The sequence below is a fragment of the Ochrobactrum sp. RH2CCR150 genome, from assembly GCA_014138095.1.
GTDB classification, from domain to species: Bacteria; Pseudomonadota; Alphaproteobacteria; order Rhizobiales; family Rhizobiaceae; genus Brucella; species Brucella gambitense.
Map to the genome: position 1 here is coordinate 69,029 of JACGXE010000010.1, position 25,218 is coordinate 94,246.

Consider the following 25,218-nt stretch of genomic DNA (forward strand, 5'->3'; position numbering starts at 1 on the left):
TGGAATGAAACACCTCCTTTTGACCGGCGCTTCCGGCAATCTTGGCCGCATGTTGACGCAGAAACTCTCACAAGCCGGATACCGCCTCCGCTTGTCCGATATTGAGCCCTTTCCCGATCCGCTGCCTGAAGATGCAGAATTCATCCAGGCGGATTTGAGCAATGCCGAAGCGGTTGCCGATCTCGTTTGCGGCACCGATGCGATATTGCATTTCGGCGGCATTAGTATTGAAAAGCCCTATGATCTTATCGCCAGAGCCAATCTTCTCGGCGTCACCCATATTTTCGAGGCCGCGCGCGCCGAAAAACAGCGGGTGATTTTCGCCAGCTCCAACCACACGATTGGCTTTTATGAGCGCGACGTGGTTTTGAACAGCGACGATCCATTCAAGCCGGATGGTTATTACGGGCTGTCCAAAGCTTATGGTGAATTGCTCGGACGGATGATGTTCGAGAAGCATGGCGTCGAAAGCGTTCATGTGCGGATCGGCTCATGCCTCCCCGAGCCGACTGAAGCGCGCCACCTTGCCACCTGGCTTTCGCAAAATGATCTGGTGCGCTTGTCGATCGGTGCGGTCGAGGCGGAGGAAACCGGCTTTGCAGTGGTTTGGGGGATTTCCGCCAATGCCGGTCGATGGTGGGAAAAAGACGATGCCAGTCGCATAGGCTACGTACCGCAGGATGACGCCTCGCGTTTCGGCAGTCTCGCCGAAAACGGCGATCCGATCACGCGTCGCTATCAAGGGGGCGCTTTTACCGCACAAGACTATACGCGTGGCGATTAGCCTCCATGGGCCAGTCCATAGAGGCACAGACACAACTAAAGTAGGCTCGCTGATGATAGGCCGGGCCAGACAATTTTCGGGGAGAACTTGAAATGCCCAGGAAGCAATATGCCGATCTGCGTTCTGCGCGCTGGATGTTACCGGATGATCAGCGCTCTTCGGGCCATCGTTCCAGAACCATGCAGATGGGCTATGATCCGGTAGACTGGGAGGGCAAGCCAATCATCGCGATCATCAATACGTGGTCAGATGCTCAGCCTTGCCACGCCCATTTCAAAGACAGGGTCGAATGGGTCAAGCGTGGCATCTTGCAGGCCGGCGGCTTTCCCCTGGAACTGCCTGCATTGTCTTTGTCCGAAAGCTACGTGAAACCCACAACAATGCTCTATCGCAACATGCTCGCAATGGAGACCGAAGAACTGTTGCGCTCGCATCCGGTCGATGGTGCAATTTTGATGGGCGGATGCGACAAGACCACGCCTGCACTCATCATGGGTGCCACAAGCGCTGGCCTACCCTTCATTTTCTTGCCTGCAGGTCCGATGCTTCGCGGCAACTATGCCGGTAAAACGCTTGGGTCAGGCACCGACATGTTCAAATTCTGGGACGAGCGCCGCGCTGGCACCATTGGCAAGGAAGAATGGCAAGGCATAGAAGGTGGCATCGCTCGAAGCTACGGACACTGCATGACGATGGGCACGGCCTCAACGATGACCGTGATCGCAGAAGCAATGGGGCTCTCGCTTCCCGGCGCATCTTCCATTCCAGCCGCTGATGCCAACCATCAACGCATGTCGACCCAATGCGGACGTCGCATTGTCGACATGGTATGGGATGATCTGAAGCCCGATCAGATTATAACTGCTGCTGCTGTCAAAAATGCCGTCGTTGTTGCCATGGCGACTGGATGTTCGACCAATGCAATCATTCACCTGATTGCCATGGCGCGCCGCGCTGGCATTCCGTTGGAGCTTGACGATCTTGACCGTATCGGGCGCACCACGCCGGTGATCGCCAATATTCGGCCATCGGGATCTACATATCTGATGGAAGATTTTTATTACGCTGGCGGCATTCGCGCATTGATGAAACATCTTGCAGACAAGCTCGACCCCACGGCTATCACCGTGACAGGTGAAGCACTCGTGGAAGGGCTGGAGAAGGTACAGGTTTGGAACGATGATGTGATCCGCCCGCTATCCAATCCCGTTTATCACGAGGGTTCACTGGCTGTCTTGAAGGGCAACCTGTGCCCCGATGGTGCCGTCATCAAGCCCGCCGCCTGCGATCCGAAATTCCATCGCCATAAAGGCCCGGCATTGGTTGCAGACAGCTACCCCGAGCTGAAGAAGATCATTGATGACCCCGACTATCCGCTGACACCGGATACGGTACTTGTATTGCGGAACGCTGGACCGCAGGGTGGACCGGGCATGCCGGAATGGGGCATGATCCCGATGCCAAAGGCACTTTTGAAGCTCGGCCTGCGAGATATGGTGCGCATTTCCGATGCCCGCATGTCGGGAACGAGTTTTGGCGCCTGTGTTCTGCATGTGGCCCCGGAATCCTTTATCGGAGGACCACTTGCCCTGCTGAAAACGGGCGACATCGTGGAACTGGATATCCCCGCCCGCAGCCTCAACATGCTTGTTCCGGACGAAGAACTGGCTGAGCGCCGTGCAGCTTGGAAAACACCTGAGCCCAAATATGAACGCGGCTATGGCTTTGTCTTTTCCAAACATGTCGAACAGGCAGACAAGGGTTGCGACTTCGACTTTCTGAAAACTGACTTTGGCCGTCCGGTCGACGAACCGGTGATCTATTAAGAGGCAGACGATGAGCGATTATGTTCTCTCGGACGAAACCCGCGCGAAGCTGAAGAAGGTCTCCACGGCCTCGGTGGCGACAGCGCTTTACAAACGTGGCCTGCGCAATCAGTTCATTCAGGGCTCGTATCAGGTGGCACGCAAGCCCGAAAACATGGTCGGACAGGCCTTCACCTTGCGTTATATCCCTGCGCGTGAAGACCGAAACCCGATTACAGTTTTCCGCAACCCTGATCACAAACAGCGTGTTGCGATCGAAACCTGCCCGCCCGGCTGGGTGCTGGTGATGGATGCGCGCAAAGATGCACGCGCGGCAACCGCTGGGTCGATACTGGTAACGCGGCTTGCGCTGCGTGGCGCGGCAGGGATTGTCTCGGACGGCGGCTTTCGCGACGTAACGGGAATCGGTGAACTACCCATGCCCGCTTATTGCGCGAAAGCATCGGCACCAACAAACCTGACCTTGCACGAAGCCATCGACATCAATGTACCTATTTCCTGCGGTGACGCAGCAGTTTTCCCCGGTGACGTCCTAGTTGGCGATGCCGATGGCGTCATGGTTATTCCCGCGCATCTCTGTGAAGAAATAGCAGAGGAATGTATCGGCATGGAAACCTACGAAGATTTCGTGCTGGAACAGGTCAACAACGGTGAAGCTATAATCGGGCTCTACCCCTGCACCAAGGAGGAATTCGAAAAGAAATTCCAGACATGGCGGCGCGACCATAATCGATAGGCAGATCAGCGCTCTTGAACGACATGTCAGATCCGACTGACAACAATCTGCCGTTCAAACCGCATGTTTTACCCTTGCCAGCATTTTCGCTTCGTCCGGGCGCAGGGTCAGGACCCGCACGCCATTGCTGGTGACGGCAACCGTGTGCTCGAACTGTGCCGACAGCTTCCCGTCGCGGGTGACGACGGTCCAACCATCCTTTTCAGTTTTCACCTTGGCGGTCCCCTGATTGAGCATTGGCTCGATGGTGAAAACCATGCCTTCGCGCAAACGCGCACCGGTACCCGGTTTGCCGAAATGCAGAACCTGCGGCTCCTCGTGCATTTGCGTGCCGATACCGTGACCGCAATATTCACGTACAACGCTGTAGTCATGCCGCTTGGCATGGCGCTCTATGGCATAGCCAATGTCGCCCAGCGTCGCGCCGGGGCGTACCGCCGCAATGCCTTTCCATAAGGCCTCATAGGTCAAGCGTACCAGACGGGATGCAAACGGGGCGACTTCGCCAATCATGTAGGTCTTACTGGAATCCGCAATATAGCCACCCTTTTCAAGGGTAATGTCGAAGTTAATGATCTCTCCATTGGCAATGATGTCATCATTGGACGGCATGCCGTGGCATACAACATCGTCTTTTGAGGCGTTCAGCACGAAGGGATAGTCATACTGCCCTTTACTGGCAGGCCGCGCCTGCAATTCGCCGGTAATGAACGCCTCGACCAGATCATTGACCTGCATCGTTGTCATTCCCGCAAGCGGCGTGCGATCCAGAAGCGTAAACACAGAAGCCAGCAATGCTCCGGATATTGCCATCTGCTCAACTTCGGCAGGCGTCTTGGTCATGATGGCCGCACCACCATCACCGGGATTTCGACCTGTGCCGAGCGCAACTGCATCTGCACAATTTCGTTGAATGACATATCAGGATTGGCCTGCGCCAGCATCCCGATTTTCATCCAGTATTCTGCCTGTGCATTGATAGAACGGCACATGACGTCGCTCGCCTTACGCAATTCTTCATGCAGGTCGTCACCGATCTTCACGATACCCATTGATGCCTCCATGCTCCATTGGAATATATGAAACATATACGTTTCATATATTATAAGCAATCTGCGGAAAACTCTTGTGCATCATCTATGATCGCTTATCTGCACGGCTGTGCACATTTCTATTCAAAACAGAACAATTGAACCATTTAACAAAAATTCGGAATGAATTTTACAAATGCGTTGACAGCTCTGCGCAAAAAGCAAAGATTATGCACACGTTTGCAAAAACGTCGGCGTGGAGGCGCCGGACATTGGGAGGGAAACAATGCGTTCGACATTTTTGGTTGCGGCGCTCGCCGCTGGTATATCGTCAATAACTTTCGCGGCACATGCCGCTGGCAATCTCAATTTGATCTGTTCCGCTGACGTCGTGATCTGCGAGCAGATGAAAAACATGTTCGAAAAAGATAACGGTATCAAAGTGAACATGGTTCGGCTTTCTTCCGGCGAAACCTATGCCAAGATCAGAGCCGAGGCACGCAACCCAAAAACCGATATCTGGTGGGCTGGTACCGGCGACCCACATTTGCAGGCAGCCTCCGAAGGGCTGACGCTGGAATATAAATCTCCGATACTCGATCAGTTGCAGGACTGGGCCAAGAAGCAGGCGGAAAGTGCCAACTATCGCACAGTTGGCGTTTATGCAGGTGCGCTCGGCTGGGGCTACAACACCGATATTCTGGCGAAAAAGCAGCTGAAAGAACCCAAATGCTGGGCCGATTTGCTTGATGCGTCCTACAAGGGCGAAATTCAGATGGCCAACCCGAACTCCTCCGGCACGGCCTATACTGCGCTTGCAACGCTTGTGCAGATCATGGGTGAGGACAAGGCTTATGATTATCTGAAGAAACTAAACGAGAACGTCTCTCAGTATACCAAATCCGGTTCAGCACCGGTCAAATCTGCTGCGCGCGGGGAGACCGGCATTGGCATTGTTTTCATGCATGACGCAGTGTCAATGACGGCTGAAGGTTTTCCGGTCAAGTCGATCGCTCCTTGTGAGGGCACGGGTTATGAAATCGGTTCCATGTCGATCGTCAAAGGCGCCAAGAACCTCGACAATGCCAAGAAATGGTATGATTGGGCGCTCACGGCAGATGTTCAATCTCATATGAAGGACGCGAAATCCTTCCAGCTTCCGTCGAACAAGTCCGCTGAAGTTCCAAAAGAATCGCCGCGCTTTGAGGATATCAAACTCATCGACTATGACTTCAAGACCTATGGTGATCCCGCCAAGCGCAAAGAGCTTCTGGAACGGTGGGACAAGGAAATCGGCGCACACGCCAATTGATCCGGTTTTGAACTTTCTATCGTCGTTTGGACGCGTTGCCGCTGCTGGCAACGCGCCTGCCCTGAATTGTTTTACGGCGAACTCCTGAAACGTTCATCGCCGCCAATCCGAGACACGAAGGGAAGCGGGCACCCCCATGGTTCAGCAAAATCGCAGACTGGATATTGTTCTGGCGCTCGCGCTGGTCGCCTTCGCTCTATTACCATGGTATCGCATAGAGGATGGCTTTCTGAGCTTCGGCTGGCTAGCAGGTCTTTTCAGCGAAGGTGCAACCGCACCTGGCATTTTGCAGATCGTTGCCTTTTCTCGCCTTTGGCTCGCCGTGCCCGCCGCCTTGATGCTGGTTTGTGCATTTGCGCGCATAGCCTTGCCTGTTGGTGGCCGCAGCCCCCTTCTGATCTGGGCAAGCCTTCTTGGTCTTCTATTTCTCGTTCTTCAGGGGCTGGCAATCGGCTTTTCCGGCTGGAACTGGACCATCAGCGAAAACCTTTTTGGTCCGCTCGCTGATGGACAACCGGCCTTCGGTGCCGGTGCTCTTCTGATCTGCCTTTGCTTCCTACTGATTTTCTCGTTTGGCCTCGCCGAGCGCGGCGTGATGAAAGGCGATGCATTTGTCGTCTCTTCCATCACCTTGCTTGTCGCGCTTGTTGGTGTGTTTGTATTCTATCCGGTGCTCAGTATGTTTGCCGGTTCAGTTCAGGATTTTGACGGTTCGTTCAATCCGGCTGGATTCATCGGCAACATACAAGATTCCTCGATCTGGAGCTTCGCCTGCGTGATTGGCGAAGGACGCTGCGGTGTAGCATGGCGCACATTATGGCTTGCCCTCATGACGGCATCCGGTTCCACGATTCTGGGGCTCGCTTTCGCACTGGTCGCGACCCGGACCGGCTTTCCCTTCAAGAAAGGGCTTCGGCTTCTAACCATTCTACCGATCATCACGCCGCCATTCGTTGTCGGTCTCGCACTGACCTTGCTGTTTGGGCGCGCAGGTGTCGTCACAGAACAGATATCCAACATATTCGGCGTAGAGCCGGGCCGTTGGCTTTATGGTCTCACAGGCATCTGGATTGCGCAGGTTCTGTCCTTCACGCCAATTTCCTTTCTGGTTCTCATTGGCGTTGTTGAAGGCGTATCACCATCCATGGAGGAGGCATCGCAAACCTTGCGCGCCGACCGTTGGCGCACATTCCGCAGGGTTTCGCTGCCACTGATGGCGCCGGGCCTTGCCAACGCCTTCCTCATCGCCTTCATCGAAAGCATGGCCGACTTCGGTAATCCCATGGTTCTGGGCGGCAGCAATGGGGTGTTGTCGACCGAAATCTTCTTTGCGGTAGTCGGCGCGCAAAACGACCCCTCGCGCGCAGCCGTACTGGCCATGGTGCTTTTATGCTTCACGCTCAGCGCCTTTCTTATTCAGCGCCTTTGGCTCGCGGGCAAGAATTTTGCGACCGTTACCGGCAAAGGCGACTCCGGCATGCATGCCGGACTACCCCGCGGGTTGAAAATCGGTGTCTACGCACTCGTCATTCCATGGATGATGTTTACCATCGTCGTCTATCTGATGATCCTCGTTGGTGGCTTTGTGCGACAGTGGGGTCTCGATAATACACTGACACTAGAGCATTATACCCGCGCCTTTTCCGTTGCATGGACGGAGAATGGTATCGCATGGACCGGCGTCGCTTGGAACTCATTCTGGACCACGATGGAGATTTCTCTGCTATCGGCCCCGCTGACAGCCGCCGTTGGTCTGCTCACGGCCTATCTGATTGTTCGACAAAAGTTCGTCGGGCGCAATGTCTTCGAGTTCGCGTTGATGCTGAGCTTTGCCATTCCAGGCACTGTGATTGGCGTCAGTTACATTATGGCGTTTAATCTGCCACCACTCGAAATGACGGGCACTGCGGCAATCCTCATCGCCTGCTTTGTCTTCCGCAATATGCCGGTTGGTGTTCGCGGTGGCGTCGCAGCGATGAGCCAACTCGACAAGAGCCTCGACGAAGCTTCGCTGACTTTGCGCGCAAACAGTTTCAGAACCATTCGCAAAGTCATTCTGCCGCTATTGCGCCCTGCCATCACCGCCGCGCTGGTCTATTCATTCGTGCGCGCTATCACGTCAATCAGCGCGGTCATCTTTCTGGTCTCGGCTCAATACAATATGGCAACATCTTACATCGTTGGCCTCGTCGAAAACGGCGAATTCGGGGTCGCCATCGCTTACTCTTCAATGCTGATTGTGGTGATGATCGTCATCATCACTGGCTTCCAAATGCTTGTCGGCGAACGCAAACTCAGACGAGAAAACCGTGTTGCTGCAGTCACGCCCATCAAAACCGTCAATCAGGAGAAAGTAGCATGACTACGATCCGTCCCGGCTCCGTGACTTTCGAAAACGTCTCCAAAACATTTGGAAGCTTCACCGCCCTGCCCGACCTGTCTCTGACTGTCGAGCCCGGAACGCTCGTCACCCTTTTGGGTCCATCGGGTTGCGGCAAGACGACTACGCTGCGTCTGCTCGCTGGGCTGGAACACCCAACGTCGGGACGCATTCTGATTGGCGGAAAAGACGTTACAAATCTACCGGCCAATGAGCGTGATGTTTCCATGGTATTCCAGTCTTATGCTTTGTTTCCGCATATGACTTCGCTCGATAACGTTGCCTATGGGCTTGAATCTTCCGGCCTAAAGAAAGCAGAAGCACGAGAACGCGCGGAAGAAGGTCTAAAGCTCGTCGGTTTGGCGGGTATGGGGCACCGCCTGCCCGCTGAGCTCTCAGGCGGGCAACAGCAACGCGTGGCGGTGGCGCGTGCTTTGGTGCTGGAACCGCAGGTTCTGCTTTTGGATGAGCCGCTTTCCAATCTGGATGCGCGGCTTCGCCGGCGGGTCCGAACGGAAATTCGTGAACTACAACAACGCCTTGGTTTTACGGCGGTTTATGTCACCCATGATCAGGACGAAGCGCTGGCTGTCTCGGACACCATCATCGTGATGAAGGAAGGCAATATTGCCCAAAAGGGCAGCCCGCGTGACCTCTACGAGTCCCCTGCCTCGGCCTTCATCGCGGACTTTATGGGCGAGGCCAACGTCGTGCCCTGCGAAGTGATCGCGACCGAAAACAATGAGGCTGTGATACGGATTGGGGCGCTGACGCACCGTGTCGCTGCGCGCAATGCCAGAATGGGCTCGGCACAACTGGCGATCCGCCCGAATGCCGTCAGTCTGCAACCGATGGCTGGTGGTGATTTTCCCGGTCGCATCGCACACGCTGCCTATCTTGGAGATCACATTGAATATGAGATCGAAACCGAGCATGGCAAACTCTTCATAGTTGATCCTGAAGCAGATCAGGCACTGCCGCCACTCACCGACGTCTCGATACACTTCAAGACGCGTGGGCTCGCGCTTATCAATCAATAATAGGCCAGAGCAGCGCCTTGGTGCCTACCACTACTCCCAATGAAAGCAGAAAATGACGAACCTTATCAATCAGGACCTGGAAGTGCGACTGGCTCTTGCCAAAGAAATTGCATTAGCTGCCGGTGCTAAGGCGCTCGATTATTTCAACAATCGTGAAGCACTGACTATTGAAATCAAGCGCGACCCGCAGGACGTCGTCTCCATCGCTGACCGTGATGTTGAGCAGCTTATTCGCACCCTTGTTTCGCAAAAATTTTCAGACGACGGCTTTCTCGGCGAGGAATACGGACTGGATGAAGGATCGTCCGGCTATACTTGGGTCGTGGACCCTATCGATGGGACCAGTCCATTCGTTAATGGCATGCCGAACTGGTGCGTTTCGATTGCTGTTTTGAAGGATGGCGAACCTGTCATTGGTGTCATCAAGGCTCCATGTTTCGGTGAGCTTTATGCCGCTGCAAGAGGTCTCGGCGCGACACTCAATGGCAAGACATTGAAGCTCGATTCAACGAAGACCATTCAAAACGCTGTCACCGGCATCGGTGCCAACAACTATGTCACGCCACAGACTGTAGCCAAGATCGTCGAAAATCTTCTGGAGGCCGGCGGCACTTTCGTTCGCAACGGTTCTGGCGCTTTGATGATTGCCTATGTCGCAGCAGGCAGGCTTGTGGGTTACTATGAACCATACATGCATGCCTGGGACTGCATGGCGGGCTTTTGCCTCGTTCGCGAAGCGGGCGGATATACCCACCCTTTCCCTGTCGATGGAGAAAACATTGTCAAAGGCAGCCACGTATTTGCCGCAGCCCCCGGAGCCATCGATGATCTGAAAAGAGTTGCTAGCCTCTAAGCATATTTCTCTAGTGCGCGCGTATATCGACTTCGAAAGTGGAGCCCGATATGCACATTGTTCTGGCGTCACCGATACTATTTTACGGTTTGGGGGAAGAGGAAGGTGACGCCTGCCTTGATCCCCCATTTGGGGCCTTCCTCTGGTGCCTCCAGCCAGTATTTCGCGCCAAGCGAGAGGCTCATCGTTTGATCGCCGACCTTTACGATCTGCGAGAACGAGCCCGAAACTGGAACAGTCCATTGATCGGCTGTCCAGTCATAATCGGCATCAAGATTGGCCGATATGGTCCTGCCTTTGCCGATATGCCACGCGATGAACGGTTGAAGTTCTGTCTGGTTCACGTCCGGTCTGCTACCGGCTCCGAGCACCGACCAGATATGGTTTGCTGACATGCCGGTCGTAATCGAATTTGTCTGATAGAGCAGCAAACCCGACGGCCCGAGAGAAAGTTTTCCAGTGCCAAGCAGGTCGTCTGTTGCAGTCGGAATAGAAAACTGCGGACCAAACGCCCAGATCAGGGGGCCGTGAGCTGCCGGGGTGAAGGAGAAAGTCTGCGTGATATCCCCCAGCCCAAAAGTGCCGCCCGCCTCGCCAAACGGGTTGGTGTAAACCAACGGAATATCCGTATGGGAAATGACATTCCATCGGTCATTGAACTGCATCGGAATGACAGGCTCGACATCGAGAGAAAAGCCCCGCACCTTCCCGGTTCCGCGCCCGAAATCGAGGTCTGAATGAACGGGCACACTGATCATAAACGAGGCAGGATTGGAGACTTTACGCGCAAGCTCGTCAACATCATCATTTGCAGATTGAGCGAGCGATGATACCGCCGTCGTCAGAAGCGAGATCATCGCGCCTACGATAAGTGGCCCGGTTCGTGCACGGTGCCTCGATCGCAAAAAACATATCATTCAGGCGAATTCCCATATGTGCAGCCTCTACATTGAGGTCTGGCTGGAGCCTCATATGCGATACGCACAGAGCGCTATTTTGCCGTAGCTTGGGAGAACGCTACGCCGGTGATGCGGTCACCATCGAGACGGTAGACAAGCGATTGCTCTACCGTCGCGCCTGAAACTTTTCGCTCATTTGCATAGCGTGCAAATTGCTTGGCCTTCACCTTCCCCAAACGTTCCTCCAGAGCATGTTTGTCATCTTTCAGAGCCGGAATGGGTAGTTTGAGACTGGTCAGATCAATACGCGGCTGATCACATTTTACAGCCTTATCCGTCACGAGTTCCGCCGAGATCAGATTAAGAACGGCGCCCTGACCCTTTCTCTTGTTCAAACCGTCCGATATGAACCAGATCCGCCGGGGCAAATTATCCCCCTTTATCTCATAGCAAAGCCAAGCGGTCTTAACCGATGACACGGTATGGCTATGAACGGTACCGCCCGCCACCGACTGAATTTCCTCCAGGGAGGTTTTCCCGAGCGATACCTCCTTGTCAGCCAGCCTGATCAGATTATCGAAAGGAACGCTGAATTGAACAACCGTGGCAGTAGCCGTCTCACCACTCAGAACCATGGCTGGAAAGCCACTGAGCTTGTCATTATCTGCCTGCGCCGGGGAATGCACAGAGACTGTAAATATCGTTCCAACCACGACCGAAAATCCGGCCATTTTACCTGATCCGATATTCATGCCCTTCTCCCTCATCAAGCGATATTGGAAACTGTCATGTACATGCTGTCCTGGACGAGGGCTCACATCTGCCCATAGATCCTAGTCTGCCGAAGCCACCGGTTTGCTCATCGAAAGAGGCATCGACAGTGTCAGAATAACTGCATCGCCTTCTGCCCGGTTTTCCGCCGCGAACTCATGGAAATATTTAACGCGGGCGGACAGTGGCGTTTCGCCCAGCTCAAAGTTCCAGCCCACTGTCGCACCAATGGCAGCCACACGACCCTTGAACGGGGCCGCAGCCCCATCTCCACTATCGCCGGAAAGCTGCTGATAGTAATAGCCAACCAAACCCGCATCGAATTTGGCATTGATGTGTTTTACGGCTGCCCATTCAAAATGGAACTCGTTACCTGTTCTGTAGTCGGTAGCGGGGTTCTCCGCATTGAATGTCATACCGACCACACCAGAGAGATCCCAGCCGATTGCAGGGTCCAGCCAGGTTCCGGCGGCATATATGTCTGCGCCCCAATGGTGAAACGCGATATTGGAGATCTCGCCATCCTGATAATCACCAATTGGCACATTGACCATTGTGCCGACCTGGTAATGGAAATTGCCAGTCTGCCAACCAAGAAATCCACTGACGATGGGGTCACCAATGGTAAACACCGTATCCCGAACGCCCCTCGAAACCTCGCCGACGCGCGGACCATTCAAAACGACATCGGCTTCGGTCTTCTTCCACCCAAAGGGCAGCGATGCGCCTAAACCGAGTGAACCTCCGGCAATGGTCTCTGGCAAGACCCACATTACGGTCGGAACCTCTATAGCCGCTGTTCCCGTCACACCAACGGCCAGCTTGCCACCTGTCGGAAGGCTTTTATTTCCGCCAAGATCCCCGCGATAATAGTAAAAATCGTTCTGAAAATAGACGCCGGGAGGGGGAGTTATACCCGCTGCGGGTCCCTTCGATCCCAACAGGTAAAAACCCGCTCCTCCTTCCGCACTCATTGCAACAGATGGGACAAGCAACGATCCTGCAAGTGACCCCAGTGCCAGCATATGCAGCGAAAATCGACCCATGACATCCCCTCGACTGCGAGCAAACTGCTCAGTATTCTTTCGAATCCATGAATACTTATTCTCTTGATACTCGTTTCTTTTCATATTTTGCGCAATGTCTAATGAGTACGTTACGGTAAATCCTCACCGATAAAGGACTTCGCACTTCGACTTTATAAACGACAGCTCGATACGACGATCATCCAGTCGACTGAACGTAATATATAATCAATTCTGTACGGTCGGTTTGGGCAGCTCTGCCCGCGTCTGTCCAATCTGGATTTGATCCATGATGACATTCGCGACCATAGGTGGAACGCTCATTCCTTCCAGCTCGTTACCGACTGCTTGATGCAGGCCGGGATTGGATTGCGTCACATCTTTCAACTCCGCAGTGGCTTCGGTTGGTCTCAGTTGAACGAGCGCCGCCAAGCGAAATCCTAACGCCAAGTCATTCTGCGGAGGTAATTGATTGGCAAATGACAATACATCATGCCAGTCACCCCGCCGAGCAGCGTCGAGTGCGAGGACCGTGCGCGCTTTCAAAGCCATGTTGCGCTTCTGCTGTTCACTTTCGTTAATCAAGGCAATGGCTTGATCCCAGTTTTGGTTAGCAAACAGGACCAGAGCCAAGGTCGCCTTGATCTCCAGATTATTGGGATTGAGAGCCACAGCGCGCTTACCAGCCTCCAGCGCATCTTCAATCCTGCCTTTACGAAAATTGGCGTCCATCAAGGCAAACTCGGCTCGATCAGACCACGGCGCGATAGAGACAGCATCCTGTGCAAGTTCCAGACTGCGATCGAGCGCATCTTTCGTGATGATTGGCCCGCCGGAGTTAACAAGAACACGGGAAAGAGCAGCCATTGCATCTGTCTGCCGCGGATCATATTTCAACGTCCGCTCAAGACAATTCCGGCTGTCTGATTGTACCTGACCTTTCGCCAACTCTATTTCTGCTTTAAGAACACAGACATTCCCAAAGAATTGGCTCTTAACATCCGTCGCGACCCGGCTATTGATTACGCCGTTCGCGGCCGCCAGCTTTTGAGAAAGAGCGGATGACAGAGCCGCTCGCACCTGCTCTACGGCTTGCCCCGATCCAGACACCTCTTCGACGCCTGAACTCACAATAACGTTCTTGACCTCGTCCGTTACCTGCCACCAGACGCTCCTGGTCTGGTCTGCAACCCGATACCGCATGCGTACCGTATAGGCGGGGAGCCGCATCTGGGGATCAATGGATCCGCTATCGTTGGAACGAAGTGCCAGTGTGTGAAAATTGCCAAGTGCGATCAGCAATGAATCGCGAACATTTTCAGCCTCTAGATTAAAGGCGGGGTTCTCAGGGCTAAAGTCAATTGCAACTGTCGGTTTGACAGTGTCCGTAGAGCGATTAGTGCGAAAATAGACGAGTGCTAAAGAGATCAGCAATGCGAAACTGGCAACTGCCAGATCCATGTACTTGAGACGGCGCCTTAGGGTTAAGGGCGGCGATGATGGAGGCGGAATTGGCTCCTGCCCGACAAGAGTATCAGAAGTCGGCGTCTCAGCGGTTGTACGACGACTGAACGCCAGCGCGTACTTACCTTTTGGAAGTTCTATCTCAATCGGGTTTTCTCTACCAAATGCCTCATAATATTGCACCAGAGCAGCGCGGAGACGGCTGACTTCTATACGGACAATTGGATCGGTAGAAGGATCAAAACTGTCTGGCCGACCGAGAACATCTATCGCAATTGAATACCCTTTTACGCCGTCATCGCAACCTGCAAAGTGAAGGCCCGCGATGTAATTGAGTATGGCTTTGCCCCGATCAGTCGCACGAAAACGCTTATCCGCAGTCAGATCAGCCAGCGCAGATTTAATTTCCTCATCTGAGATTTCTCGGTCGTCAAACGCATTACTATTCCGTGCCATACCACCCCTCGCGGACCCGACATGAGAATAAATTAGCTGTTTGAGATTAAAATAAACCCCACGCGACTATTGTCAATATTTTCGGATAATTAAAGAACAATGTTTCATTTCGGGACGCCGCTTAGCGATGTGATAAGCAATATTGCAGGACATCCTCCTCGATTTCCTTACATATTGTCTCATACTCCAAGGAAAGCGGGGTGGTTTCAACTTCATCCCGCCTCAGCCTTTCCAACATATTGCTAGCTTCATCATAAGCCTCGAAAAGGCCGATCAGCGGTTCCACGGAGAATTGTTTCAACTCCGAGCGGACAGATGGAAGCTTTAACATAAGTTTACTAAGTCCGCTTCTCGACGCAGAGCTGGCGTTGCGGCGGACTGGTCCATCCTGGTTCACTGTCCACGGATCTCCCCTCAACGGATCTTCGTATTTGAAGAATGACATTAATTCGGGCGAGCGGCAGTACGTTACGGTAAATGCAACGGGGCCATATGGTGATCTGAACGTTCACGAGCCGCACGTATAAATCAGAGTCAATGGCGCAACGCGTATATCATCGCCCATTTACTGTAACGTACTTACCGTCGCTTCCGAATTGTTCGAGCCTCCCAAAGTTGCCATCGATATGAGCATCGACGACATCCCAATTTGCCTCGCGAACAGGAGCACGGAATGTTGAATACATCCATTTTGAGGAGGCCGCTATGAGGAACCCCGTCATCCGCAGGCTACTTTCAGCAACCGCCGCATTTGTCATAACAGTGACCTCTGCGACGGTTGCCACACCCACTTACGCGCAGCAAAATGCGCCCGCTGAACCCGCGGCGAAGCCGAACATCCTCGTCATTTTCGGTGACGACATCGGCCAGACGAATATCAGTGCCTATTCGTTCGGTGTCATGGGCTATCGCACTCCGAATATCGACCGGATTGCGCATGAAGGGCTGATGTTCACCGACTATTATGCCGAGAACAGTTGTACCGCAGGTCGTTCGTCCTTCATCACCGGTCAGACACCAAAACGCACTGGCTTGTCGAAAGTTGGCGTACCGGGTGCAACGGTCGGCCTGCAGCCTCGCGACGTCACCATCGCTCAGGCGCTAAAGCCTCTTGGCTATGCAACCGGCCAGTTCGGTAAGAACCACTTAGGCGACCGCGACGAGTACCTGCCGACCAATCATGGCTTTGACGAGTTTTATGGCAACCTCTACCATCTCAACGCCGAAGAGGAACCTGAAAACCCGAACTGGCCGAAGGATGATGAAGCCTTCACCAAAATGAGCACGCCGCGCGGCGTCCTCAAGGCAAGCGCTGACGGAAAAATCGAGGATACCGGTGCTCTGACAAAGAAGCGCATGGAAACCATCGATGATGAAACAACCGATGCTGCAATCGACTTCATCAAGCGCCAGGTTGACCAGAAGAAGCCCTTCTTCACCTGGATGAACACGACGCGCATGCATCTTTTCACCCATGTCCGTCCTTCAATGGTCGGCCAAAGCGGCATGACCGGCAATGAATATGCCGACGGCATGATCGAGCATGACGGCGACGTCGGAAAGCTCTTGAAGACGCTGGATGACCTCGGCGTCGCGGATAATACAATCGTCGTCTACACGACCGATAATGGACCGAACCGCTTCACCTGGCCGGACGCGGCGAACTCGCCGTTCCGTAATGAAAAGGACTCCAATTTCGAAGGCGCCTTCCGCGTGCCCGCTATAGTCCGCTGGCCGGGCCATATCAAGCCCGGACAAGTAGCCAATGACATGTTCTCCGGCATGGACTGGTTCCCGACTTTACTGGCAGCTGCTGGCGATGCGGATATCAAGGACCGCCTTTTGAAGGGCACGAGCATTGGCGGAAAGCAGTTCAAGGTGCACCTGGACGGCTATAATCAGCTGCCATACCTCACTGGTCAGGAAACCAAGAGCGCACGCAACGACTTCCCTTACTTCAACGATGATGGCGTTCTGGTCGCCTATCGTCTTGGCGATTGGAAAGCGGTCTTTGTAGAGATGCAGCACCCCGGTGGCTTCGCCGTGTGGCAGCAGCCCTTCACGCCGTTGCGTGTCCCCAAGCTCTACAACCTGCGTATGGACCCATATGAACGCGCCGATATCGTCTCCGATCAGTACTTTGATTGGTTGGTGAGGAACGACTTCAAGCTGGCTCAGATGACCATGCATGCAGCGGAGTTCCTGCAGACCTTCATCGAATATCCACCAAGTCAGGAACCGGCAAGCTTCTCGATTGATCAGATATCTCGCGATGTCGAGGCCAAGATCAAAGAGAACGCGGCAAAGGCCAAAGCGAACTGACATTCGAAATAACGGCACGCGTTTTGGCGCGTGCCGTTTCTTCGTCGACAGGAGCAAAGCATGACTGCACGCGATGATATTCTGAAACTCGGCGACCGTGTGGGCCAATCTGTCATCGGACAAGAGCAAATGGTTGAGCGCTTATTGCTGGGTGTCATTTCAAATGGCCATATACTTGTCGAGGGGCTTCCGGGACTAGCCAAAACCCGTGCAATCAAAAGCCTTGCAAAAAATCTCGAATCCGAACTTTCTCGTATCCAGTTCACGCCCGATCTGCTGCCGGCCGATGTCACCGGCTCTGAAATTTACATTTCGGACGGCTCAAAGAGCGCCTTCCAGTTTCAGCAGGGACCGATCTTCGCCAATCTCATTCTTGCCGACGAAATCAACCGCGCGCCCGCCAAGGTTCAATCGGCTTTGCTGGAAGCGATGGAAGAACGACAGGTAACCGTCGGTGGAAAGAGCTATCAGTTGCCGGACCTGTTCATGGTCATGGCAACGCAAAATCCGATCGAGCAGGAAGGGACCTACCCTCTGCCCGAAGCGCAACTGGATCGCTTTCTACTTCACATTCGGGTCGATTATCCCGATGAACAATCCGAAGCCGCAATCATGCGCCTTAACAGAAGCGAAGAGCAGGAAGCCCACGACAAGGCTCCCGCAAAAGAAAAAACTACTCGTCTATCGGCACAGAGCATCTTTGATGCGCGCACGGAAATCGGCACAATCACTGTTTCCGAGCCGGTCGAAAAATACATGGTCGCACTCGTCTTCGCGACACGTTATCCAGATCGCTATAATGCTGACCTCGCCAAGCTTTTACAGGTGGGCGTAAGCCCGCGCGGTGTGATCGCCCTTGACCGCATGTCGCGCTCCTATGCATGGTTGAAAGGCCGCGATTTTGTCACGCCGGATGACGTCAAGGCGATTGTGCACGATGTTTTCCGGCACAGGCTGCTGTTGTCCCATGAAGCACATGCATCAAACACAACGCCCGATCAAATCATAGACCGCATCACAGAACTGGTAGCCGTGTCATGAGTGCAGGTGCGAGCGTGGAAAACGGCGTCTACGTAGACACATCCGCACTCGTTGCACTTGAGGCGCAAGCGCGTGATCTGAGCTTCGTGCAGAAATCGCCCAGCCACCGCCAGCTCGCCGGACGGATGCGCTCGGCTGTGCGTGGCCGCGGTCTCTCTTTCGAAGAACTGCGGGAATATCTGCCCGGGGATGATATCCGTTCCATCGACTGGCGTGTCACCGCGCGCACGATGAAGCCGGTTGTGCGGGTTTATAGCGAAGAGAAGGAACGCCCTGCTCTCCTGATCGTCGATCAGCGCATCAACATGTTTTTCGGCAGCAGACGCGCTATGAAATCTGTCACTGCAGCCGAGTGTGCGATGCTGTGCGCCTGGCGCATTTTGGGGTCCGGTGATCGTGTCGGGGGTATCGTGTTCGGCGACACAAATACCGCACAGATCAAGCCGCAGCGCAGCCGCAATGCGGTGATCGGATTGGCAAGCCAGATCGCGGAGAAAAACGCCGCGCTGAATGCCAGTTTTGCGCATGATCCCGCGCCATCGATGCTGAATGACATTTTGCATCACGTCAGCGCCATCGCCTATCACGACTATCTTGTGATCGTTGTCAGCGATTTCGATGGCCATGACGATACGACCCGTGATTACTTGTTGCAGATATCAAGCCGCAACGACGTGATCTGCCTTCTGGTCTACGACCCCTTTCTGCTCGATCTCCCAAAGACCGGTGAAATTGTGGTCAGTGGTGGCACCACACAGGCTGAACTGACCTTCGGCAAGGGCACGATGCGCAACTCTATCGATAGTTTCGCGCGCAATCGCGGGCGCGAGTTTCGTTCCTGGCAACGAGAACTTGGGCTCCCCATGCTGCCAATTTCGGCGGCAGAAGAAACCGCGCCGCAATTGCGCAATCTCCTTGAAAAGTCCATGTGGCGCCAAAGGAGACGGTAGTGGATCAAGCAACAGAAACCGCCCTACGGTCGCTCCACGATATTGCCATTCCGCCGCCTGTCTCATGGATGCCGCAAACCTGGGGATGGGGGTTGCTGGCAGCCTTGCTTCTGTTGGGAATTGCCATCCTCATTGTCCGATGGGCAATCCGCTATCGTCGCAATGCCTATAGACGTGAGGCGCTCCGCGTTCTGGAGACAATTTCCAACAATGCACCGATGACGCAATCGTCTGGAATTAAAATCGCCGAGCTGATGAAGCGCACAGCGCTATCCGCTTGGCCGCGCATCGATGTCGCAACCCTATCCGGTCGCCAATGGGTTCGTTTCCTTGAGCAGCACAGTCCAGAACCGCTCGGAACCAACCTGAAGGCGCTCCTGACGGGTCAGGAATATGAACCGGGACCGATAAAAGACTTGCCTGTGATCGTCGGCCAGGCGCGCTTGTGGATCGAGAGGCATCATGTATGAACTCGATCATCCGTGGCTCTTGCTTCTGTTGCCAGTACCTTTGCTGTTCTGGTGGCTCCTGCCAAGCTATCGGGTGTCGACCGCTTCAATCAGGCTGCCCTTCTTCAAAGATGTCGCGCGAGCAGCAGGCGTTGAGCCAACGGTAGGATCGATCATTCCACGGCGAAGCTGGTGGCAGATCGCCCTCGATCTGGTCGCCTGGGGCTTCATGGTTCTGGCGTTGGCTCGACCGCAACTGATCGAACCGCCGATTTTCAAAACAATACCACAGCGTGATATTCTGCTGGCTCTCGATCTTTCGCAATCGATGGATACGCGCGATTTTGCAACACCAAGCGGGGCCTTGGACACGCGTATCAATGCTGTGAAAACAGTCGTCGCCGATTTCGTTGCACGACGTGCAAGCGACAGGCTGGGCTTGATCGCTTTCGGCGATGCCCCCTACCCTCTAGCGCCTTTCACGATGGACCACGATTTAATCCGGACAATGATTGGCTCACTCGTGCCGGGCGAAGCCGGTCCCAGAACGGCAATGGGCGACTCCATCGGCCTCGCCATTCGCATGTTCGAAAAAACGAACGTGCCTGAAAAGGTTCTCATCCTGCTGTCCGATGGCAATGACACGGCCAGCAAGATGCCACCTCTGAAAGCCGCCGAGATTGCCAAAGACGACCACATCGTCATTCACACCGTTGCGATTGGCGACCCATCCGCGACGGGCGAGGATAAGGTCGACACGCAGACATTGCAGGCCATCGCCACGCAAACAGACGGGCGCTACTCCTTCGGTCAGGATCAGGCCAGTCTCGCCGCCATCTACGATATGTTGGACCGTATAACACCACAGCAACAGAAGGAATTGGCATGGCGACCACGACGGGAGCTTTTCCAGTATCCGGCTGCACTGTCGCTGATGATATTGATCTTTTCTCTTTGTCTTAGTGTTGCACAGACACGAATGTCGCGGAGAGCAGCTGCATGATCTCCGACTTTCACTTTCTTCGCCCCGTTTGGCTGATTTTACTGGTAGCGCCGCTCATTCTGGTCTGGCTTGCCGCGCGATCGTCGAATGTCAGGCAGAAGTGGAAAAATATGATCGCTCCACATCTGCTTGAACGGCTGGTTATCGAAGGGGATAGCAAACGGCGTTTTCAACCCGCGACACTTCTGGCGCTCATCATGGCCATCATGATCCTCGCAATCGCCGGTCCTAGCTGGGATAAGGAAACACCGCCATTCGTGCATGACACGGCGTCGCTGGTGATCGCGGTCGATCTTTCCCAGACAATGGATGCCATCGACATCAGCCCGAGCCGCATCGAACGAGCAAAGCTGAAAATCCACGATATTCTGGCAAGCCGCACTGGGGCCAGAACGGCAGTGATCGCTTATGCCGGGACCGCACATCTGGTTTTGCCGCTCACCGACGATGCCGATCTGATTAAATCCTATACCGATGCGCTTTCGACGGGCATCATGCCGCGTCCCGGCAAGGATACGACCGCCGCCCTTAGCCGTGCCACTGACCTTCTGAAAGAAGACGGTTCTTCCGGAACGATACTGTTCATGACCGATGGAGTGGAAGCTCCCGCCATTAAATCACTGAGCGATGAACGGGACAATGGCATTGTCGTATTGGTCATTGGCACAACAGATGGTGGACCAATCAAGACCGGAGATGGTGGCTTTCTTTCATCGGACAATGGTGCGCGCCTCGTTACAAAACTCGATTCTGACAGCCTGGAACAACTGCGTTCCTCCAACAATGTCGCGGTAACTACTGTCACTGACGACGACGCCGATGTTCGATGGATCACCGCACAGATACAAGGAAACTTTGCGCAGCAGCAATCGGACAAGGATAGCCGATGGCGCGACAGCGGATGGTGGATTCTCATTCCGGCGGCGTTGCTGTTCGCCCTCACTTTCAGGCGCGGCTGGGTTGTCCGGCTGGGGAGTGTGATCATTGCGATTCATCTGATCGGAAACGATCCGGCAAGCGCTGGCACGTTCGAAGACATGTGGCTAACGCAGGATCAACAGGGGCGAATTGCTTTTCAAAACAACGACTTTTCCAAAGCTGCGAAATTGTTTCGCAACCCCATGTGGCGTGGTGTAGCCGCGTATCGAGCGGGGAGCTATCAGGATGCGATCAATGCCTTCGCCACCATCGACAGTCCGGATAGCTGGTACAACCAAGGCAATGCGTTCGTGCATCTGAAGAAGTTTGCGGAGGCTGTTTCAGCCTATGAAAAGGCGCTTCAGGCAAATCCTGCATCGGAAGATATTCAAGCCAACCTCGCGACAGCAAGACGCCTTCTGCAAGCGCAGCAGAAAGAAGAACAGGATCAGGCGGAAGATCCGGGTTTGAAGCCCGACAGCGTCCAGTTTGATGATAAAGGCAAACAGGGCAAAGATGCCGAAATTGCCGTGTCAGAACAAACGTCCCAGATGTGGATCAAGAACATTGCCGTAAGCCCTGCAGCCATGTTGGCGCGCCGCTTTTCGATTGAAGCGGAAGGTGGTGCCAAATGAACATCCTGTTTCGCCTCGTCATTTTCACCTTGCTTCTCACGACCAAGTTATTCGTCAACAATGCCGCAGCGCAGGAACCCATCATACGCGCCAAAATCGAAGAAACCGGCACGATCGTGCCTGGGCAGCAAGTCCATCTCGTACTCAATGTGCTTGCTCCGGGTTTCTTTACCTCGCCACCCCAATTTCCATTATTCGCGCTTCCCCACGCTCTGGTGACTCTGCCTGACGAAAGGTCCCAGAACGTTACGGACACCATAAACGGCGTTCAGTTCAGCGGCATTCAAAAGCGCTATTCCATCATACCGCAAGTGAGCGGCAACTACGCTATTCCGACAATCCAGATTTCGTTCGACTATCTTGAAGATGGAAACCCCAAGCAAGCCACCGTGACGAGTCCACCCCTGTCTTTTACAGTCGGCGCTGCTCAGCAGGCGGGACAACCGGAATTTGCCGCCAGTTCCCTGGACCTGACGCAAAATTTCGACCGGGCACCGGACAAGTTGCAGACGGGGGATGCTCTGGTCAGAACACTGACCGTTACCGCGACCGATACGGTGGCGATCACCATTCCGCCCATCAATGTTGGAACGTCGCTAGGGCTAGACCAGTATGTGAAGCCAGCGACCATAACGGACAATGTCCCCGTTGGACGAATGACCGCAAGCCGTCGCGTCGAAACCATTGTCTATACCGCATCGAAGCCCGGTATTTTTTCGCTGCCCGCGATTTCGTATCGCTGGTTTGACGTAAAGTCGCAACAGCCTCAAAACGCAACTCTGGCCGCGACAACTGTAACGGTCGCTCCGGGATTGGCGAAGCCATCGCCCCCCGTTGGGCCAATTGGCCACAAGTTTGCAAGTCGGCAACTCGTTTGGATAGTGGCGATAACCGTGGTTCTCATCGCAGCAGCTCTTGCGGTCGTCATGCGGTATCGGGCGCGACTTTGGAAGCTTCTGCACGACTGGGATGAGCGACGCCAGAACTCAGCTGGCAGGCAAAAACGACAGACAGTTCGCATTATCAAAACCGGCGATTACGCACAGATCAATGCTGCTTTGGAAGTTTGGTCTCGTCGCAACGGCTACCCTTCCCTGAAGGATTGGGCTGAAACAGCGAAGGACAAGTCCCTCATCACGCAGGTCGAAATCCTGCAGCGACAGCTATATGGAAACGTCAGAGGAGAAGAGGTTGATCGCCGCGTTCTCGTTCGCGGGGTTGAGAACCGCATTTCGCATAAAAGCGCTACAAAGCCGCCTGCGCTTGTTGGGCTGAATCCCTGACTTGTCTGTCTGATTTACCGTAACGTACTTCCAGCCGAACAAACACAAAGGCAACCTTTTTATAATTTCGCGGAGGATGACGATGGGTATGAACGCTTCGAGCAAACGTTATTCCGAGCAGGCTTCAGACGAAATGGCCTGGATACCGGGGGGCGCATTTCAGATGGGGTCGGACAACCATTATCCTGAAGAAGCGCCGCGACATCCGGTAAAGGTGGACGGGTTCTGGATCAGCACAACACCTGTCACTAACAGGCAGTTTGCCCGTTTTGTTGAAGAGACGGGCTATGTCACGATGGCAGAAAAAGCACCCGACCCGCGAGATTATCCCGGCGCTCTTCCCGAAATGCTGCGCGCAGGTTCACTTGTTTTCACGCCGCCGAAAAGGGTCGAAGGCCGCGATATAGGCCAATGGTGGAAATTCAAATTCGGAGCAAACTGGCGCAAGCCATTGGGCGGGCTTAGTGATTTACGCGGCAAGCTCGATCATCCGGTCGTTCACGTGGCGCATTGCGATGCACTTGCCTACGCTCAGTGGGCAGGTCTCGATTTACCGACTGAAGCCGAATTCGAGTTTGCCGCCAAAGGCGGGCTAGAGGATCTGGAATATGCCTGGGGCGACGAGCTGATGCCGGGCGGCATCGCCATGGCCAACACGTGGCAGGGCGTGTTCCCCGTAAAAAGCACGAAACCGGCTGGGCGCGAGCGAACATCACCAGTGCGGTCCTTCCCCGCCAACGGTTACGGCGTTTACGACATGATCGGCAATGTCTGGGAATGGACCAATGATTACTGGTCGACCAAACATGCGGAACCGGCGGCCAGTCCCTGCTGCATACCGCGCAATCCGCGTGGCGGCGAGGCATCGGCCAGTTTAGACCCGCAACAGCCCGATATCCGCATCGCCAGACGTGTGCTTAAAGGCGGTTCCCATCTCTGCTCGCCCGATTACTGCCGCCGCTATCGTCCGGCTGCACGCCATGCGGAACCTGAGGACACATCCACAAGTCATGTTGGATTTCGGTGTGTGAAACGGCCAGCGAACTAAGGGGGAGTTCATGCACTTGCTTGCACGGATTGTGCTGATCGTTACTTTCCAGATTTCAACATCTGCATGGACTGCAGACCTTGCCTCCTGGAATGACGGCAAGTCCAGACAGCAGATTGTCGATTTTGTCGAGAAGGTAACCAAGGAAGGCAGCAAGGATTACGTCGCGCCTGCCGACCGGATCGCAGTGTTCGACAATGACGGTACGCTCTGGACAGAGCACCCCTATTATTTTCAACTGGCCTTCATGCTGGACCGCGTCAAGGCACTGGCTCCCGATCATCCGGAATGGAACACAACAGAGCCGTTCAAGTCAATCCTGGCGGGGGAGTTGGCTGGCATCGCGAAAAGCGGTGAAAAGGGTGTTGTCGAGCTTGGCATGGTGACCCATGCCGGCATGACAACGGACGAATTCAACAAAATCGTCACGGATTGGTATGCAACGGCCAAGCACCCTAAAACGGGCAAGCCATTTGCGGAAATGACATTCCTGCCCATGCGCGAACTGCTCGATTATCTGCGCGCTCATGACTTCAAGACATTCATTGTGTCGGGCGGCGGTGTTGAGTTCATGCGTCCCATGACCGAGAAGGCCTATGGCATCCCCTCGGAACAGGTGATCGGGAGCAGCATCAAAACGCAATATGCCCTTGAAAATGACCAGCCCGTCCTGAAACGTTTGCCAGAGATCGACTTCATCGACGACGGCCCCGGCAAACCGGTGGGTATTAACCGGGTCATCGGCAAAAGGCCGATTTTCATCGCGGGCAACTCGGATGGTGACTATGAAATGCTGCGATGGGGCACTGCCTCTCCTAACAGCTTGGGCATCATCATCCATCACACCGATGCAGACCGGGAATATGCCTATGACCGGCAATCTTCATTCGGGAAATTGGACAAGGCTCTGACCGAAGCTCCGCAAAGAAATTGGGTAGTCGTCGACATGAAGAACGATTGGAAGAAGGTCTATGCCTTCGAATAGTCCGCTC

At 54.3% G+C, this 25,218-nt stretch carries 22 protein-coding genes; 16 read left to right on the top strand and 6 right to left on the bottom strand.

Annotated elements, in window-relative coordinates:
* Positions 1-4: 4 nt before the first annotated feature.
* The 3 genes from FHW03_RS18695 to FHW03_RS18705 all read left to right on the top strand — a co-directional run bounded on the left by FHW03_RS18695 (position 5) and on the right by FHW03_RS18705 (position 3,346).
* Positions 5-784: an NAD(P)-dependent oxidoreductase gene (locus FHW03_RS18695; RefSeq protein WP_182521980.1), complete on the top strand. Its 780-nt coding sequence runs from the start codon at positions 5-7 to the stop codon at positions 782-784.
* 92 nt (positions 785-876) lie between these two features.
* Positions 877-2,610, top strand: coding sequence for an L-arabinonate dehydratase (araD, locus tag FHW03_RS18700; RefSeq protein WP_182521981.1), 1,734 nt, complete (start codon positions 877-879; stop codon positions 2,608-2,610).
* 10 nt (positions 2,611-2,620) lie between these two features.
* Positions 2,621-3,346, top strand: coding sequence for a ribonuclease activity regulator RraA (locus FHW03_RS18705; protein WP_182521982.1), 726 nt, complete (start codon positions 2,621-2,623; stop codon positions 3,344-3,346).
* A gap of 54 nt (positions 3,347-3,400) precedes the next feature.
* Here FHW03_RS18705 and map read toward each other — a convergent pair whose 3' ends face one another.
* Entirely contained in the window at positions 3,401-4,189 is a 789-nt protein-coding gene (gene map, locus FHW03_RS18710) for a type I methionyl aminopeptidase (RefSeq protein ID WP_182521983.1), read from the bottom strand.
* A complete protein-coding gene (locus FHW03_RS18715) occupies positions 4,186-4,398 on the bottom strand; it encodes a ParD-like family protein (protein WP_182521984.1) in 213 nt (70 codons plus the stop codon). The genes map and FHW03_RS18715 overlap by 4 nt, the downstream gene beginning before the upstream one ends.
* 265 nt (positions 4,399-4,663) lie before the next feature.
* Between FHW03_RS18715 and FHW03_RS18720 the strand changes: the two genes are divergently transcribed.
* From FHW03_RS18720 to FHW03_RS18735, 4 genes are all read left to right on the top strand, one after another.
* Positions 4,664-5,689 (top strand): ABC transporter substrate-binding protein, encoded by a 1,026-nt coding sequence (locus FHW03_RS18720; protein ID WP_182521985.1) that lies wholly within the window; start codon positions 4,664-4,666, stop codon positions 5,687-5,689.
* Positions 5,690-5,825: 136 nt separating this feature from the next.
* Positions 5,826-8,051 carry an iron ABC transporter permease gene (locus FHW03_RS18725; protein WP_182521986.1) on the top strand — a complete coding sequence of 742 codons (2,226 nt, stop codon included), beginning with the start codon at positions 5,826-5,828 and terminating at the stop codon, positions 8,049-8,051.
* Complete coding sequence (locus FHW03_RS18730) at positions 8,048-9,109, top strand: ABC transporter ATP-binding protein (RefSeq protein ID WP_182521987.1); 1,062 nt, start codon at positions 8,048-8,050, stop codon at positions 9,107-9,109. Before FHW03_RS18725 ends, FHW03_RS18730 begins: the two co-directional genes overlap by 4 nt.
* Positions 9,110-9,161: 52 nt before the next feature.
* A complete protein-coding gene (locus tag FHW03_RS18735) occupies positions 9,162-9,962 on the top strand; it encodes an inositol monophosphatase family protein (RefSeq protein WP_182521988.1) in 801 nt (266 codons plus the stop codon).
* 77 nt (positions 9,963-10,039) lie between these two features.
* Here FHW03_RS18735 and FHW03_RS18740 read toward each other — a convergent pair whose 3' ends face one another.
* The 4 genes from FHW03_RS18740 to FHW03_RS18755 form a co-directional block, all read right to left on the bottom strand.
* Positions 10,040-10,819, bottom strand: coding sequence for a transporter (locus FHW03_RS18740; RefSeq protein WP_182521989.1), 780 nt, complete (start codon positions 10,817-10,819; stop codon positions 10,040-10,042).
* Positions 10,820-10,953: 134 nt separating this feature from the next.
* A complete protein-coding gene (locus FHW03_RS18745) occupies positions 10,954-11,613 on the bottom strand; it encodes a hypothetical protein (RefSeq protein ID WP_182521990.1) in 660 nt (219 codons plus the stop codon).
* An 81-nt stretch (positions 11,614-11,694) separates the two neighbouring features.
* A complete protein-coding gene (locus tag FHW03_RS18750) occupies positions 11,695-12,657 on the bottom strand; it encodes a transporter (protein ID WP_182522060.1) in 963 nt (320 codons plus the stop codon).
* Between the two features lie 228 nt (positions 12,658-12,885).
* Positions 12,886-14,577, bottom strand: coding sequence for a tetratricopeptide repeat protein (locus FHW03_RS18755; RefSeq protein ID WP_182521991.1), 1,692 nt, complete (start codon positions 14,575-14,577; stop codon positions 12,886-12,888).
* A 705-nt stretch (positions 14,578-15,282) separates the two neighbouring features.
* Here FHW03_RS18755 and FHW03_RS18760 point away from each other — a divergent pair.
* The 9 genes from FHW03_RS18760 (at position 15,283) to FHW03_RS18800 (ending at position 25,211) form a co-directional block, all read left to right on the top strand.
* A complete protein-coding gene (locus FHW03_RS18760; protein WP_182521992.1) occupies positions 15,283-16,899 on the top strand; it encodes an arylsulfatase in 1,617 nt (538 codons plus the stop codon).
* 60 nt (positions 16,900-16,959) lie between these two features.
* Positions 16,960-17,940, top strand: coding sequence for a MoxR family ATPase (locus FHW03_RS18765; protein WP_182521993.1), 981 nt, complete (start codon positions 16,960-16,962; stop codon positions 17,938-17,940).
* Entirely contained in the window at positions 17,937-18,890 is a 954-nt protein-coding gene (locus tag FHW03_RS18770; protein WP_182521994.1) for a DUF58 domain-containing protein, read from the top strand. The genes FHW03_RS18765 and FHW03_RS18770 overlap by 4 nt, the downstream gene beginning before the upstream one ends.
* Positions 18,890-19,360: a DUF4381 domain-containing protein gene (locus FHW03_RS18775; RefSeq protein ID WP_377515187.1), complete on the top strand. Its 471-nt coding sequence runs from the start codon at positions 18,890-18,892 to the stop codon at positions 19,358-19,360. The genes FHW03_RS18770 and FHW03_RS18775 overlap by 1 nt, the downstream gene beginning before the upstream one ends.
* Positions 19,353-20,342: a VWA domain-containing protein gene (locus tag FHW03_RS18780; protein WP_182521995.1), complete on the top strand. Its 990-nt coding sequence runs from the start codon at positions 19,353-19,355 to the stop codon at positions 20,340-20,342. Before FHW03_RS18775 ends, FHW03_RS18780 begins: the two co-directional genes overlap by 8 nt.
* Entirely contained in the window at positions 20,339-21,895 is a 1,557-nt protein-coding gene (locus tag FHW03_RS18785) for a VWA domain-containing protein (RefSeq protein ID WP_182521996.1), read from the top strand. Before FHW03_RS18780 ends, FHW03_RS18785 begins: the two co-directional genes overlap by 4 nt.
* A complete protein-coding gene (locus tag FHW03_RS18790; protein ID WP_182521997.1) occupies positions 21,892-23,178 on the top strand; it encodes a BatD family protein in 1,287 nt (428 codons plus the stop codon). Before FHW03_RS18785 ends, FHW03_RS18790 begins: the two co-directional genes overlap by 4 nt.
* A gap of 82 nt (positions 23,179-23,260) precedes the next feature.
* Positions 23,261-24,226: a formylglycine-generating enzyme family protein gene (locus FHW03_RS18795; RefSeq protein WP_182521998.1), complete on the top strand. Its 966-nt coding sequence runs from the start codon at positions 23,261-23,263 to the stop codon at positions 24,224-24,226.
* Positions 24,227-24,236: 10 nt separating this feature from the next.
* Positions 24,237-25,211, top strand: coding sequence for an HAD family hydrolase (locus FHW03_RS18800; RefSeq protein WP_182521999.1), 975 nt, complete (start codon positions 24,237-24,239; stop codon positions 25,209-25,211).
* The last annotated feature ends 7 nt before the right edge of the window (positions 25,212-25,218 follow it).